We start from the raw sequence: 14,683 nt of genomic DNA, 5'->3' as shown, positions 1-14,683 counted from the left end.
TCAGCCTGCGTGAGCTCGCCGTGCACCGCCGCCGCACGTTCGCGTCGATCGCCGTAATGGCCGTATCCGCAACCTATCTGGTCGCGATCTTCGGGATCTTCGGATCGATCACCGGGTCGGTCAACCGGCTGGCCGACGGGATCGCCGGTGTGGCCGCGCTCGAGGTGTCGGGCAGCACCGACACCGGATTCCCCGACACGGTACTGGCCGACGTGGCCGCGGTCCCCGGCGTCGCCACCGCGGCGCCGATGATCCGAACCTCCGCGGCCACGCCGACGGGTCCGGTGCTGCTGCTCGGCGCGGACGCGAGCACCGCCGCGCTGGGCGGCGCCCTGAAGGACGCGGTCGCGCGACCCGTGCGGGCGCTGTCCTCGACGCCAGACGGCGTGCAGGTCGGGCCGCGGGTCGGCTACGCGAAAGGCCAGACGCTGCAACTGGGTTCGGGCTCGGTCACGGTCACCGAAGTGCTGGCGGGCAAGCAGGTCGCGGACCTCAACGGCGGGCACTACGTGCTTGCGCCGCTCGCGCTGGCGCAGAGCGTCACCGGCCGCCCCGGGCAGCTCGACTCGATACTGATCACCACCAAACCGGGCGCCGATGCGGCCAACGTCCGCGCCGCGGTCACCGCCGCGGTGAACGGCCGAGCCCTGGTCGCCGCCCCGAGCGTTCGGGCGGCCCGCGCCGGCGACGGCGTCAAGCTGATGAACTACATGGCCCTGCTGGGGGCGGCGATCGCGTTGGTGGTCGGCGCGTTCCTCATCTACACGACGATGACCATGGCGATCACCCAGCGCCGGCCGGTCATCTCCATGTTGCGTGCGATCGGCGGCCGGCGCGTCACCATCGTCGGCGACATGGTCGGGGAGGCGGCGGTGCTCGGCCTGTTCGGCGGGGCCATCGGGTCCGGACTGGGAATCCTGGCCGGCCACACCGCGATTGGCCGACTGCCCCCGGCGATCACGCAGGGACTCGAGGCCCGCGTCGAATACTGGTTGCCCGGTTACGCCATCCCGCTGGCCCTCGCGGCCACGGCGGCCACCAGCGTGGCCGCGTCGGCGATGGCCGCGCGGCAGGTGTACAAGGTCGCGCCGATCGAGGCGCTGGCGCCCATCGGGGCGTCGACGGCCGACGTCGTACCGCGCCGGCTGCGCGTCGCCGCCGGGGTGGGCGCCGTCGCGGTATTCGCGGTCTCGATCTGGGTTGTCATCGGCCAACGCGGCACGCTCGCGTTCGCCGCGATGGCCGCCCTGTTGAGCGCCGAGATCGCGCTCGGCTTCGCGCTCAGCGCACCCATCGTCAAGGGCACGGCCACGGCGGCACGCCTGTCCGGATCGTTCGGCGCGCTCGCCGCGGCCACCATCGAACGCGCGCCGCGACGGGTGTGGGCCACGGTGATGACCGTGCTCATTGGGGTGGTCACCACCGTCGTGATCACCGGCACCAACGCCGACATGCTCCGCTCGGCCCGCGGCGTGTTCGTCCCGGCCGCCGGCGTCGACGTGTGGGTCAGCGCGAATCCCCCGGGCAGCTACCCCACCGACCCTCTGCCGCAGGGCCTTTCCGAAAGACTGGCCGCGCTGCCCGGGGTGGGGCGGGTGACCGAGGGCGCGTCCGGGTTCGCCGTCGTCGGCGGCACCCGCGTCCTGCTCGACGGTTTCTCGGACGGAACCCGGGACCCGCTGTTCCGCGCGCTCGACGAACGCCTGCGCGCCGACGTGCTCGCCGGCCGGGGCGTCGTGCTCACCCAGAATCTCGGTGCGACGCTGCACGTCCGCGTTGGCGATCCGCTGCGGCTGCAGACGCCGCACGGCCCGCGGCAGACGGCCGTGCTGGCCCTGGTGCCGTTCTTCTCGACCGTCATCGGCACGGTGGGCATCGATCTCGATCACCTGCGGGCGTGGTTCGACCGCCCGGCCGCGACCACCCTGCAAATCGCCGCGGCCCCGGGGACGGATCCGAAGCGGCTGCTGACCGAGGTCCGCCGGGTGGTGCCGGCGCCCAACCACGTCTACGACGGGCGCGCGGCCCTGGCGGGGCTCGAGGCCCCGCTGCATCAGAGCATGTTCATCGCCAACGCCGTGTGGGTGATCGTCGTCGCCGTGGCCGCCGTCGCGCTGCTCAACACGCTGACGCTCTCGGTGCTCGAACGCCGCCGTGAGATCGGCGTGCTGCGGGCCATGGGCTCCAGCCGCCGGTTCGCCCTGCGCATGGTCCTGGCCGAGGCAGCCGGAATCGGTTGTGTGGGTGGTGTTTTCGGGCTGCTCTTCGGCCTGATCGACCAGTGGCTGTTCAGTCTGATCAGCGGGGACATCATGAATTTTCCGGTCGGCTTCCGCCTGAGCCCGATGGCCCTGGCCTTCACCGCGGGGGCGCTGGCGATCTGCCTGCTCGGCTCGCTGCCACCCGCGCGGCGGGCGGCGCGGCTGAACATCATCGAGGCCGTCAGCGTCCAGTGAGGGTGGCGAACCCTTGCAAATGAGGCTTGCACGGGAACGGGACCGGGGTGCGCGGGATGGTGCGCAGCGTCGTGGTGTCGAACCCGGCCGCGGCGATGGAATCCAGGGTTCGCCGGTTCGGCTCGCAACCGGCGGCAAGCCACGACCACGGTTTGGCGACCAGGTCCTGGAACCGGCCCATCGCGCCGTCCCCGCGCACGTGCTCGAGCACCACCAGCCTGCCGCCCGGTGCCAGCACCCGGCGGATCTCACCGAGGGTGGCGGCCACGTCGTTGACCGAACACAACACCAGGCCGATGTGTACCGAGTCAAAGCTGTTGTCGCAGAATGGAATCGACTCGCCACTGCCCTCCACGATGTCGACGGCGATGCCGTGGCGACCGGCGAGCCGGGACGCCATCCGCCGGAACGGCGCCTCCGGCTCCACGGCGGCGACCGACGTCACCGCGGCGGGCAGGAACCTCAGGTCGGTGCCCGGACCCAGGCCGAGCATCAGCAGCCGGCCGGTTGCGTTGCTGAGCGCCGCGCGGCGATACCGGTGATAGAACAGCCGGTCAAAGACCGGCTGACCGAACCGGTACACGTACGGGAACAAGGGATTACGGCGCGTCACCGAGCACCCAGATCCATTCGGAACGGTGGATATTCGTCGCGCATCAGGGACACGTACACGGCCACCCGGTAGCGCCAACGCACGATGCCCAGCAGCAGGTCGAACATGCCCGCCGGGATGGCCCCGGTGCACAACAACGTCACCGCGGCGATCACGCACAGCAGCTGCAGCAGCGGCTCCATCGACCAGCAGAGCAGGATGTGCGGGATGGCCAACAGCCACTTCACCGGCACGGCCCACCTCTTCAGCCGCTCCGGATAGTCGACCTGCAGATCACCCGGGTAGTCGGGCCGCGACGCGAACGTGAAAGGCGGATACCTGTCCGTGCTGTTCATCGGGAACCTGAAATTCATGACCCGCCACGACCAGCGCAGCACACCGACGTTGAAGTCGAATATCGGCCGCGGATACCGCCCGGTGGACAAGATGGCGACGCCCGCGACCACGGTCGACAGCGGGTAGACCAGGTACAGCCCGATCAGGATCGGGTAGTGCGGGACGGCGAGCACGCACCACTTCAACAGCCAGAGCCAGCGTGACGGGGCGTCGAAATCGCCTCGCACCCTGATGGATTCGTCCGGACGGTTCACGGGCTGGTTCGGCTTGCCGTCGCTGCCCCCAATTCCCGGTCGATCTCCGCGGACATCCGGCGGTGGCTCGTCCACAGCAGAAACGTGGTGAGGGCGCGGGCCTGCAGCCGGTCGGGGATCAGTGCGGCCGGTCGCAGCACGACCTCACCGTGCGAAACCGGCAGCGACGCCACCCGGGACACGGCCATCACCTTGCGCCGGCGGGTCTTCTCATACCTGCGCAGCGCGCCCGACACAGCGCCGTTGGAGGCGTCGCTCGCCAGATCCGACAGCGACTTGCACAGCACCATGGTGTCGAGCAGGGCCTGGTTGGTCCCCTGCGCCAGGGTCGGCGGCATCGTGTGGGCGGCATCGCCGACCAACGTGACCGGGCCGCGGCCCGCGGGCGGTATCGGATGCCGGAAATGGGGATACGGCGAGTGCGCCAGGTCGTCGTCGGTCAGGACCGCCAGCACCCGGTCGACGGCGTCGGACCACCCGGTGAAATGGCACCGGATCGTCTCGATCGGACGCTGCGGGCGCACGAAGCCGTACGACCACGGCAGGTCGAACCACCACTGCACATCGGAGCCCCCGGCCGGCCACAGGCCGAGGTTTCCCCGCTCGCCGATGACCATGAGCGCGGTGTCCCTGTCCCGGATCTCCCCAAGGCTGATCAGCCCCTGCCAACTGCACCAGCCGGTGGGCTTGGCCTCCCGAGCGCCGACACTGTCGCGGACCATCGAATGCAGGCCGTCGGCGCCGATCACCAGGTCGCCCTCGGCCGAGCTGCCGTCGTCGAACTCGATCCGCACGCCGTCGCGCGTTGCGGCCAATCCGATTGCGCGGCAGTCGCATCGGATCCGGTCGCCCGGAAAGCCGTCCAGCAACCGCTCCAGGAGCACCCGGCGCGGAACCATCCGGACCGGTGCGCCGAGCCGATTCGCCATCGCGGCCACGTCCAGCGTGGCGAGCGGACGGCCCGTGGAGGTCACGGCCCGCACGGTGGACAGCAGCTGACCGGCCCCGTCCATGTCGACGCCCAGCTGCCGGAGCACCGTCTCGCCGTTGGACCAGATCGTCACCGCACCGCCGGCCGCCCGCACCTCGGGTCGCCGCTCGAAGACCGTGACGTCGTGCCCGTCGCGCAACAACCCCCGGGCGACGGAGATGCCGCCCACCCCGGCGCCCACCACCAGGGCCCGAAGGGAGCGTCCGCCAGCCACGTGCGGCCTACATCGAACGCTGCAGCAGAACTTGGCCGGTATCGGCGGCGACCACCTGCACGGCGGCGATCTGGTCGACCGGCGTCGAGATGCTGCCCGCTGGCGTCGCGGTGTGGCCGGGTTCGGCCACCCAGGTCGCCAGCCGGGTCTGGCTGCCGTCACGGCCCACCACGACCATCGCCAGCGTGTCGTGGTGCGCGTTGAGCGGGGCCAGGCACACGCACCGCAGGTTGATGGACGTGCCCCAGTGCTGGCTGGACAGCTGCACGGTCGAGGCCAGCAGGGTGGTGCCCACCTGCGCCATCGGCGCCGAGGACGCGGTCACCTGCTGCGACGGGGACGACGAATACCCCTGCACGCCAACGAACACGCCGATCGCCAGCACCACGGCCGCGGCGGACGAGGCCACCCAGGTGACGATCCGCGCGCGACGCCGGCGCCAGCTCACCTTGGCCAGCAACGACGTCAACAGCTCGGGCGACATCTCCGGCGTCGCCGGCAATCCGGCGGCCGCACCGGACTCGTTGATCGCGGCCACTTCGTTGCGGTCGAGCTGCGACAGCAGGGCCGGCACACCGCTCAGGTCGGCGACGGCGCCCCGGCAGGCCGGACAATGCGCGAGGTGGGCCTCGAATTCGCGGCGCTCGGCGGCCGACAACGAGCCCAACACGTATGCGGCATCCCACATCGCGTACGGATCGTCGGGAGGCCCGATGCCCCGTTGCGGCGTCATCATGTCATCCATTTCCTCATCACCCCTCAAGCATCAGGAGCCCCTCAGCGGGTTACCCCAAGTTCCTGCAGAGTGAGCCGCAACGCCCGCACGGCGTAGTGTAATCGCGACTTCACCGTTCCCTCGGCGATGCCGAGGTCTGCAGCGATCTGCGCGGTGGTCCATCCGCGGTAGTAGGACCGTTCGATCACGGCCCGGTGCTCCGCGGACAGCTGCGCCATGGCGTCGGCTATCAGCAGCTTGTCCAGCGCGGCGTTCACCTCGTCCGGCGTCGACCGTTCGGGCGCGCCCGCCTCGTCCGTCGAAGCGACGACGTTGCGGAACCGCGCGCTGCGCCGGTCGTCGATGATCATGTTGCGGGCGACGGTGAACAGCCAGGCGCGGGCGGAGCGTTCCGTGTCCGCGACGACCTCCGGATGCTGCCAGGCCCGCAGCAACGTCTCCTGGACCACGTCCTCGGACTGGCTCGCGTCCCCCGTCAGCCGGAGGGCGTAACGCCACAAGACCGCCGCGTGCTCGTCGTAGAGCGCCCTCATCAGCGCGGCTTCGGCAGCCCCCGAAGCCCCCCGAGTGCCTGCCACACGAGCCACTCCATCACCTCCGACTACTGAAACGAGTCGAATGGCCGTTTAGTTCAGCCGGTTCAGCCGGCTAAGCCAGAGTCAGGATGCGCGGGCCGGCGTCGGTCACCGCGACGGTGTGCTCCCAGTGTGCCGCGCGCGAGCCGTCGGAGGTGGTGACGGTCCACTCGTCGTCGAGCACCACGGTCTTGCCCGTCCCGAGCGTCAGCATCGGTTCGATGGCCAGCACCGACCCGGGGGCCAGCAGCGGGCCGCGCCCGGGCGAGCCCTCGTTGGGCAGGAACGGGTCCATGTGCATGTGCCGGCCGATGCCGTGGCCGCCGTAGCCCTCAACGATCCCGAACGCGAGCCCGTGCCGGTCGGAGGCCGCGCGCGTGCCCGTCTCGATGGCGTGCGAGACGTCGGTCAGCCGGCTGCCGGGAACCATCGCCGCGATCCCGGCCTCCAGCGATTCCCGGGTAGCGTCGCTGAGCGCCTGGTCGGCCGCGTCGAGGGTGCCGACACCGAAGGTGATGGCGGCGTCGCCGTGCCAGCCGTCGAGCACCGCGCCGCAGTCGATGGACACCAGGTCGCCGGGCGCCAGGATCTCCGCGGCCGAGGGGATCCCGTGCACCACCCGCTCGTTGACCGACGCGCAGACCGACGCGGGGTAACCGTGGTAGCCGAGGAACGACGGAATCGCGCCCGCCTCGCGGATCACCGACTCGGCGATCTGGTCGAGGGCCAGGGTCGAGACCCCCGAGGCCGCGGCCGCCCGAACCGCCTGCAGCGCGGCCGCGACCACCGCCCCCGCCGCAGCCATCGCGTCGAGTTCGCCGGCGGTGCGCTGCGGCACGACTTTGCGACTCCGCAACCGCGCCAGCGGGTTCATGCTTACCTGCCCAACGCTTGCAGGGCGCGGGCGAACACCTCGTCCATGGTGCCGACGGCGTCGACCGTCTTGAGCTCGTCGCGGTAGTACTCCAGCAGCGGCGCGGTCTCGTCGCGGTAGACCTTCATCCGGTTGAGGATGACGTCGTCGGTGTCGTCGGCGCGGCCACGCGACTTGAGCCGTTGCAGCAACTCCTCCTGCGAGACGCGGAACTCCAGCACGGCGTCGATGTCGGTGCCCCGGCGTTCGAGCATCTTGTGCAGCGCCTCGGCCTGTTCGGTCGACCGCGGATACCCGTCCAGGATGAAGCCGTTGGCCGCGTCGGGCTCGCTCAGCCGGTCGTCGACGAGCTGGTTGGTCAGCTCCGAGGGCACCAGGTCCCCGGCGTCCAGATAGCGCTTGGCCTCGATGCCGAGTTTGGTCCCGTTCTCGATGTTGCTGCGGAAGAGTTCGCCGGTGGAAATTTGCGGGATCCCGAGCTTTTCGGAGAGCTTCTGGGCCTGCGTTCCCTTGCCCGCCCCCGGCGGCCCCAGCAAAACGACTCTCACTTCAGGAACCCTTCATAGTTGCGCTGCATCAGCTGGCTCTCGATCTGCTTGACGGTATCCAAGCCGACGCCAATCATGATCAAAACCGCGGTACCGCCGAAGGGCAAATTCTGAACGGCCCCGCCGTTGCCGATCTGCAGGAACAGGTTGGGCAGCACCGAGATGGCGCCGAGGTAGATCGAGCCCGGCAGGGTAATGCGGCTCAGCACATAACGCAGGTAGTCCGCGGTGGGCTTGCCCGGCCGGATGCCGGGGATGAACCCGCCGAACTTCTTCATTTCGTCGGCACGTTCGTCGGGGTTGAACGTGATCGACACGTAGAAGTAGGTGAAGAAGATGATCAGCCCGAAGTAGATGCCGATGTAGACGGGGTCGCTGGGGTCGGACAGGTAACTGCCGACGAACTTGTCCCACCAGCTGTTGCCCACGCCGCCGCTGCCGCTGCGGATCAGCTGGGTGATCAGGTGCGGGATGTAGATGAGCGACGACGCGAAGATGACCGGGATGACGCCGGCCTGGTTGACCTTGAGCGGCAGGTACGTCGACGTTCCGCCGTACATGCGCCGGCCCACCATGCGCTTGGCGTACTGCACCGGGATGCGGCGCTGGCCCTGCTCGACGAACACCACGCCGACGATGATGGCCAGGGTGGCGACGCAGACGGCGGCGAAGATGGCCCCGCCGCGGCTGTCCAGGATGGCCTTGCCCTCGGACGGGATGCGGGCCGCGATGCCGACGAAGATCAGCAACGACATGCCGTTGCCGATGCCGCGCTCGGTGATCAGCTCACCCATCCACATCACCAGGGCCGCGCCGGCGGTCATCACCATCACGATGACGACCAGCGTGAAGATGCTCTGGTCGGCGATGATGTCCAGCGAGCAGCCCTGCAGCAGGCCGCCGTTGGCGGCCAGCGCGACGATGCTGGTCGCCTGCAGGATCGCCAGTGCGATGGCCAGGTAGCGGGTGTACTGGGTCATCTTGGCCTGGCCGGACTGGCCTTCCTTGCGCAGTTCCTCGAAGCGCGGGATGACCACCGTGAGCAGCTGCACGATGATGCTGGCGGTGATGTAGGGCATCACGCCGACCGCGAACACCGTCAGTTTCAGCAGCGCACCGCCGGAGAACAGGTTGATCAGCGAGTAGATCTGCCCGGCCGCGCCGCCGCTGGCTTCTTTGATGCACTGCTGGACGTTCGGGAAATTGACGCCAGGGGACGGCAGAGCGGCGCCCAGCCGATAGAGAACGACGATGCCCAGCGTGAAGAGGATCTTCCGTCTCAGGTCGACTGTTCGCAGCGATGAGATGAAAGCCGAAAGCACTCTTCCTCCTGCGCAGCCGGGGGGTTTCCTGCATTACGCGCCCAACACCCGCAGGCCAGGACGTACGGCCGACCATTTTACGGCGCGTCAAACCGTGTACGAGACTAACAGCTGATGTGGGTAACTCCGTCCACGGCCGTCGGCGACCGCCCATGAAAGCACAGGAAGCCGCAAGCCGTGGAAGGTAGAGTCGCGCGTGGCTCGTTGCATTTGCTAAGTAAGTGGGAGCGCCATGACACGCACTGACCAAGACAGCTGGGACCTGGCCTCCAGCGTCGGCGCCACGGCCACGATGGTCGCCGCGGCCCGCGCGCTGGCCAGCGAGGCCACCGACCCGATCATCGACGACCCGTTCGCGGCGCCCCTGGTGCGAGCCGTGGGCCTGGAATTCTTTTGCCGCCTGGTCGACGGTGAGCTGGCGCCGCCGGACGCCGAGGACGGCGAACGGGACCTGCAGCTCGAGACGGACTCGATCGCGGTGCGGACCCGCTTCTTCGACGACTTCTTTAGGGGCGCCGCCCGGGACGGGATCCGCCAGTCGGTGATCCTCGCCGCCGGCCTCGACGCCCGCGCGTACCGGTTGAGCTGGCCGCCCGGAAGCGTCGTCTACGAGGTCGACCAGCCCAAGGTCGTCGAGTTCAAGACCGCCGCCATGGCAAAGCTGGGCGCCACCCCCAGCGCGGACCGGCGGACCGTCAGCGTCGACCTGCGCGACGATTGGCCGGAAGCGTTGCGGCGCAGCGGGTTCGACCAGGGGCAGCCCACCTCGTGGAGCGCCGAGGGCCTGCTGATGTACCTGCCGCCCGAAGCCCAGGACCGGCTCTTCGACAACATCACCGACCTCAGCGCCCCCGGCAGCAGGCTGGCCACCGAATTCCACGGCGATTCGGGCCGGACGATGAGCGAACGCGCCAAGCAGTTCAACGAGCGGTGGGCCAACCTGGGGTGTGACATCGACCTGTCGGGTTTGTTCTTCGACGGCGAGCGCAGCAATGTCGTGGACTACCTGACCGGTCGCGGATGGAACGTAACCACCCGGGAGCGCCGCGAGTACTTCGCCGACTACGGCCTCGTGTTCCCGGACGACGAGACGTCCCAGCTGCGCAACATCGTCGCCGTCACAGCGGCGCTCGGCTAGCTCAGGCGGGCCTGGCGGACGGCGCGCGCACCACCATCGGCACGGCGGGGAAGCACCAGGCCATCTCGGTGCGCGACTTGCGCAGTGCGGCGGTGCCGTAACCCTTCTTGCGGTGCTCGGGGTGGATCCAGATCCGCACGTTGACCTCGCCGCCGAGCAACTCGCCGAAGACCATGCCGACCTTCTCGCCGGAGGCGACGGCCACGAACCAGGCGGCCTCCTCGTCGTCGAGGCGCGCCAGCGCCGCGCTGATCTCGTCATCGAGGTTGCCGGCCGGGCCGCCGGAACCGTCGCCGGCGGCGCCCATGTCCTCGGTGCGGGCGGCGAAGATGTCGCGGTCCTTCTCGGCGGAGAAGGGCCGCAGTTCCAGGGTCTCCCCCGAGCTGGCCGGCCGCTCGCCCAGGGTGAAGCTGAGCTGCTTGTTCAGGTCCTCGAGTTCGGCGAGGATCTTGCGGCGCGAGTCGATGGTGAGCTGATCGAACGACATCCCCATCACCGCTTCGGCGGCCACGTGGGAGGTGTCCAGCAGGCGGACGATCGCCTCGACCGCGGCCGCCTTGTTCTCGGACTCCACCACGACATCGGCGATTTCATGCCGCCGTTCAAGGGCTTTCAGCAGGGCATCGGCGATCTCGCGACGGGCGGCTTTGCGGTCGTGGTCGGTCATTGCACCAGCCTAGAACGCCGCCCGGGGTAGTGCGCTACATCGGCGGTTTCCCAGCACCAGGAACCGCTGGTAGCGATCCTCGACCGCGGCCGCCCAGCCGGGGTCGGGCTCGACGACGCGCTCGGTGCGGGCCCAGCGCGCGGCGTCGGCGATCGAGGTCTCCAGCCCGGCGGCCATCCGCGCGAGGAAGGCGGCGCCCAGCGCCGCCCCCTCGGCCACCCCGGACACCTCCACCGGGCGGCCGGTGGCGTCGGCGACGGCCTGCATCCACGGTGCGACCCGGGTGCCGCCGCCCGTGGCGACGATGCGCGCCACCGGCGCCCCGCTCAGCTCGATGAGCTGGCGGACCACGAAGCCCGACGCCTCGTAGGCGGCCCGGCGCAGCGCGGCGGCGTCGTGGGTGAGGTCCAGGGCGTCCAGCACGGCGCGGCGGTCCGGGTCGTGGAACGGGGTGCGCTCGCCGCGGATGTAGGGCGACCACACCGGCACCCGCCCGGGCTGCGCGGCGGCCGGGTCGCCGGCGGCGACCACGCGGTCCACCCAGCCCAGGAACAGCCCGCCGGCATTGCTGGCCCCGCCGATCTGGCTCTTGCCGGCGGCCGTGTGGGGGATGGTCCACAGCCCCGGCACCTGCCGGGGCTCCCCGATGGTGGTCCACACGATCAGGGTGGTGCCGCACAGCACCAGCACGTCGCCGTCGCGGTCGGCGCCGGCCACGATCTGTTCGCACAACGCGTCGATCGCGCCGATCCCCAGCGCGGCGCCGCTGCCGTGCACCTGCCCCACGGCGGCCCCCATGCTCTGCACGCGCGGCATCTGGTCGGGCCGCGCGCCGCGTTCGGCGCACGCGTCGGGGTTCCAGCCGGTCCCCTCGAACAGCGGGTACGCCGTTGCGGCGGTGGCGAAGTCGATGACCGCCTCGCCCGCGAGCGCGTGGTTGGCCACCGCCGGCGCCGGCCAATAGCCGGCCGCGCCCGGCGCCTGGGCGGCGGTCCAGCGCAGGAACTCGGCGGCCTCGCCCAGCGCCGGCAGCGGCTGCGCCGCTTGTTGCGGCACCCGGCCCCGTTCGTCGCCGTAGAGCAGCCCCGGCGTCATCGGAACGCCGGCGGCGTCGACGGCCGTCAGCGACGGCACCATCGCCGACACGGCCACCGCGCGGACGTTCGGCCCGGGGGCCAGCTGGTTCAGGGCCGCCACCGGCCCGCGCCGCCACGCCTCGTCGGCGTCGTGCTCGAGGCGGTCGGGCGTGGGCACCCGCAACCGGTGCGGGATTCGCGCCCGCGCCGTCACCCGGCCGTCGGCGTCGGCGGCGACCGCCTTGACCGCCGTGCTGCCGACGTCGATGCCGATTGTGACGTCATCACGTGACACGGGCGTCACCGTACGCCAGCATTGGGGTTCGTGACGTCAAGACCGCGCGCCTTGGTGACCGCCCCGCTGCGGGGGCCGGGGTTCGCCAAGCTCCGGGAACTGGCCGACGTGGTCTACGACCCCTGGATCGAGCAGACCCCGCTGCGGATCTACAGCGCCGAACAACTGGCCGAGCGCATCACCTCCGAGGCCGCGGATGTCGTTGTGGTGGAAAGCGACTCGGTAAGCGGGCCGGTGTTCGAGTTGGGGGCGCGCACCCTGATTGCCGTGGCGTCCACCCGCGGCGATCCCAACAACGTCGACATCGCCGGCGCCACCGCGGCCGGTGTTCCGGTGTTGAACACCCCGGGCCGCAACGCCGACGCGGTCGCCGAGTTGACCGTGGCGCTGCTGCTGGCCGCCACCCGCCAGCTGCTGCCCGCGGACGCGGACGTCCGCAGCGGCAACATCTTTCGCGACGGCAGCATCCCCTATCAGCGGTTCCGCGGCTGGGAGGTCGCCGGGCGCACCGCCGGGCTGGTGGGCCTCGGCGCCGTCGGCCGCGCCACACAGTGGCGACTGTCCGGGCTGGGCCTGCGGGTCATCGCCCACGACCCGTACAACGACGACGCCCGGCACGGCCTGGACGAGCTGCTGGCCGAGGCCGACGTCGTCTCGCTGCACGCGCCCGTCACCGACGACACGGCCGGCATGATCGGGGCGCCGCAGTTCGCCGCCATGCGCGACGGCGTGGTCTTCCTCAACACCGCCCGCGCCCAGCTGCACGACACCGACGCGCTGGTCGACGCGCTGCGCGGCGGCAAGGTGGCCGCCGCCGGGCTGGACCACTTCGTCGGCGAATGGCTGCCCACCGACCACCCGCTGGTCGGCATGCCCAACGTCGTGCTGACGCCCCACATCGGCGGCGCCACGTGGAACACTGAGGCCCGGCAGGCGCAGATGGTGGCCGACGACCTGGAAGCCCTGCTGGCCGGCAGGACGCCCGCCCACATCGTCAACCCGGAGGTGCTACGGCCATGAAGTCCGTCGACAACCCCGAAACGGCGGTGCTGGACGCCGCCAAGGACATGCTGCGCCGGGGCTTGGTCGAGGGAACCGCGGGCAACATCTCCGCGCGGCGCTCCGACGGCAACATCGTCATCACGCCGTCGTCGGTCGACTACCGGGACATGCAGCTCGACGACCTCGTCCTGGTCGGCCCGGACGGCGCCGTGCTGCACGCCGCGGACGGCCGCTCGCCGTCGTCGGAGATGCAGCTGCACCTGGCCTGCTACCGCGCGTTCGACGACATCGGCAGCGTCATTCACAGCCATCCGGTGTGGGCCACCATGTTCGCCATTGCGCACCAATCGATCCCGGCCTGCATCGACGAGTTCGCGGTGTACTGCGGCGGGGACGTCCGCTGCACCGAGTACGCCGCGTCCGGCACGCCCGAGGTCGGCACCAACGCCGTCAGGGCGCTCGACGGCCGGGGCGCGGCGTTGATCGCCAACCACGGCCTGGTGGCCGTGGGACCGCGGCCGGACAAGGCGCTGCACATCACCGCGCTGGTGGAGCGCACCGCCCAGATCGTCTGGGGCGCAAGGGCTCTCGGCGGCCCCGTGCCCATCCCCGAGGACGTGAACCGCAACTTCGCCGGCGTGTACGGCTACCTGCGCGCGAACGCCTGATGCGCCCGGTCCGGTTCGGCCGCGCGAGCGTGGCGCGGGTCGCTGAACTCCAATTCGACCTTGCTGCAAGCCTTTTCACGCAGACGCCGCCGTCCGGCTGGCGGGACAACGCCGACCTGCTGGTGCCGGACTTTTTCGACCCCTCGACCGATCAGTGGCACATCGCGATCCAAAGCTGGGTGATCGAGGTCGACGGGCTGACCGTCGTGGTGGACACCGGGGTCGGCAACGATCGCGACCGCCCGCACATGCCGCCCCTGGACCACCTGAACACCGGATTCCTGGGCGCCCTGCGGTCCGCCGGCGTCGATCGCGCCGCCGTGGACGTGGTGGTCAACACCCACATCCACTCCGACCACGTCGGGTGGAACACGATGCTCACCAACGGTGCGTGGGTCCCCACCTTCCCCAACGCCCGGTATGTCGTCCCGGCCGCCGACTACCGCCACTTCGCGCCCGACGGGCCCGCGGCGACGCGATCGCCGCGCAACGACGAAGAAGCGGCTCAGCAGCGCGGCGACCGGTTGGTGTTCGCGGACAGCGTCGCACCGATCGCCGAGGCGGGTCAGCTCGTCCAATGGTCGGGCGACTACCAGATCAGCCCGTCGCTGCGACTGAGGCCGGCCGCCGGACACACGCCGGGCTCCTCGGTGCTGTGGCTGGACGCGGGCCGGCCGGCGGTCTTCGTCGGCGACCTCACCCACAGCCCGCTGCAACTCCGCCGGCCCGCCGACGCCTGCGCGTTCGACATGGACGCACCGGCCGCCGCGGTCACCCGCCACCGGATCTTCACCGAGGCCGTGCAAGCGAAAGCGGCCGTGATACCCGCGCACTACCCCGGTCGCGGCGGCGCCACCATCCGCGCCGTCGACGACCAATTCGACGTCGATCACTGGCTCGACATCGATACGGTGTGAC

Annotated in this window: 15 protein-coding genes; 5 read left to right on the top strand and 10 right to left on the bottom strand. The window is 70.6% G+C overall.

Going from position 1 to position 14,683, the window contains the following annotated elements:
* The first annotated feature begins 56 nt into the window (after nt 1-56).
* Nucleotides 57-2,456 carry an FtsX-like permease family protein gene (locus KXD96_RS07985; RefSeq protein ID WP_260745271.1) on the top strand — a complete coding sequence of 800 codons (2,400 nt, stop codon included), beginning with the start codon at nt 57-59 and terminating at the stop codon, nt 2,454-2,456.
* On the opposite strand, the gene KXD96_RS07980 is transcribed toward KXD96_RS07985, so the two are convergent.
* The 8 genes from KXD96_RS07980 to secY all read right to left on the bottom strand — a co-directional run bounded on the left by KXD96_RS07980 (nt 2,443) and on the right by secY (nt 8,919).
* Nucleotides 2,443-3,069 (bottom strand): class I SAM-dependent methyltransferase, encoded by a 627-nt coding sequence (locus tag KXD96_RS07980; RefSeq protein ID WP_260744043.1) that lies wholly within the window; start codon nt 3,067-3,069, stop codon nt 2,443-2,445. The genes KXD96_RS07985 and KXD96_RS07980 overlap by 14 nt on opposite strands.
* Nucleotides 3,066-3,632, bottom strand: a complete 567-nt coding sequence (locus KXD96_RS07975; RefSeq protein ID WP_260745270.1) for a DUF4389 domain-containing protein — start codon at nt 3,630-3,632, stop codon at nt 3,066-3,068. The genes KXD96_RS07980 and KXD96_RS07975 overlap by 4 nt, the downstream gene beginning before the upstream one ends.
* A gap of 23 nt (nt 3,633-3,655) precedes the next feature.
* Nucleotides 3,656-4,864: an NAD(P)/FAD-dependent oxidoreductase gene (locus KXD96_RS07970; protein WP_260744042.1), complete on the bottom strand. Its 1,209-nt coding sequence runs from the start codon at nt 4,862-4,864 to the stop codon at nt 3,656-3,658.
* 7 nt (nt 4,865-4,871) lie between these two features.
* A complete protein-coding gene (locus KXD96_RS07965) occupies nt 4,872-5,600 on the bottom strand; it encodes an anti-sigma factor (RefSeq protein WP_260745269.1) in 729 nt (242 codons plus the stop codon).
* A 41-nt stretch (nt 5,601-5,641) separates the two neighbouring features.
* The gene (locus KXD96_RS07960; RefSeq protein WP_396878729.1) at nt 5,642-6,133 is read right to left on the bottom strand and encodes a sigma-70 family RNA polymerase sigma factor; all 492 of its coding nucleotides are present in this window, start codon (nt 6,131-6,133) and stop codon (nt 5,642-5,644) included.
* A gap of 115 nt (nt 6,134-6,248) precedes the next feature.
* Nucleotides 6,249-7,049: a type I methionyl aminopeptidase gene (gene map, locus KXD96_RS07955; protein ID WP_260744040.1), complete on the bottom strand. Its 801-nt coding sequence runs from the start codon at nt 7,047-7,049 to the stop codon at nt 6,249-6,251.
* Nucleotides 7,050-7,051: 2 nt separating this feature from the next.
* Nucleotides 7,052-7,597: an adenylate kinase gene (locus tag KXD96_RS07950; RefSeq protein ID WP_260744039.1), complete on the bottom strand. Its 546-nt coding sequence runs from the start codon at nt 7,595-7,597 to the stop codon at nt 7,052-7,054.
* On the bottom strand, nt 7,594-8,919 hold the full coding sequence (secY, locus tag KXD96_RS07945) for a preprotein translocase subunit SecY (RefSeq protein WP_260744038.1): 1,326 nt from the start codon (nt 8,917-8,919) through the stop codon (nt 7,594-7,596). The genes KXD96_RS07950 and secY overlap by 4 nt, the downstream gene beginning before the upstream one ends.
* Nucleotides 8,920-9,151: 232 nt before the next feature.
* Between secY and KXD96_RS07940 the strand changes: the two genes are divergently transcribed.
* Nucleotides 9,152-10,057 (top strand): class I SAM-dependent methyltransferase, encoded by a 906-nt coding sequence (locus tag KXD96_RS07940; RefSeq protein ID WP_260744037.1) that lies wholly within the window; start codon nt 9,152-9,154, stop codon nt 10,055-10,057.
* 1 nt (nt 10,058) lies between these two features.
* Here KXD96_RS07940 and KXD96_RS07935 read toward each other — a convergent pair whose 3' ends face one another.
* Together KXD96_RS07935 and KXD96_RS07930 are read right to left on the bottom strand one after the other, a co-directional pair.
* Nucleotides 10,059-10,724, bottom strand: coding sequence for a GNAT family N-acetyltransferase (locus KXD96_RS07935; protein ID WP_260744036.1), 666 nt, complete (start codon nt 10,722-10,724; stop codon nt 10,059-10,061).
* Nucleotides 10,725-10,733: 9 nt separating this feature from the next.
* Nucleotides 10,734-12,095 carry an FGGY-family carbohydrate kinase gene (locus tag KXD96_RS07930; RefSeq protein ID WP_260744035.1) on the bottom strand — a complete coding sequence of 454 codons (1,362 nt, stop codon included), beginning with the start codon at nt 12,093-12,095 and terminating at the stop codon, nt 10,734-10,736.
* Nucleotides 12,096-12,125: 30 nt separating this feature from the next.
* Between KXD96_RS07930 and KXD96_RS07925 the strand changes: the two genes are divergently transcribed.
* Genes KXD96_RS07925 through KXD96_RS07915 form a run of 3 tightly spaced genes read left to right on the top strand, consistent with a single transcriptional unit; the run spans nt 12,126 to nt 14,682 of the window.
* Nucleotides 12,126-13,115 carry an NAD(P)-dependent oxidoreductase gene (locus KXD96_RS07925; RefSeq protein WP_260744034.1) on the top strand — a complete coding sequence of 330 codons (990 nt, stop codon included), beginning with the start codon at nt 12,126-12,128 and terminating at the stop codon, nt 13,113-13,115.
* Nucleotides 13,112-13,765 (top strand): L-fuculose-phosphate aldolase, encoded by a 654-nt coding sequence (locus tag KXD96_RS07920; protein WP_260744033.1) that lies wholly within the window; start codon nt 13,112-13,114, stop codon nt 13,763-13,765. The genes KXD96_RS07925 and KXD96_RS07920 overlap by 4 nt, the downstream gene beginning before the upstream one ends.
* A complete protein-coding gene (locus KXD96_RS07915; protein WP_260744032.1) occupies nt 13,765-14,682 on the top strand; it encodes an MBL fold metallo-hydrolase in 918 nt (305 codons plus the stop codon). Before KXD96_RS07920 ends, KXD96_RS07915 begins: the two co-directional genes overlap by 1 nt.
* Nucleotide 14,683: the final 1 nt, after the last annotated feature.

Source organism: Mycobacterium sp. SMC-2, assembly GCF_025263485.1.
Lineage (GTDB): Bacteria > Actinomycetota > Actinomycetes > Mycobacteriales > Mycobacteriaceae > Mycobacterium.
This window is presented reverse-complemented; position numbering and strand designations above follow the sequence as displayed.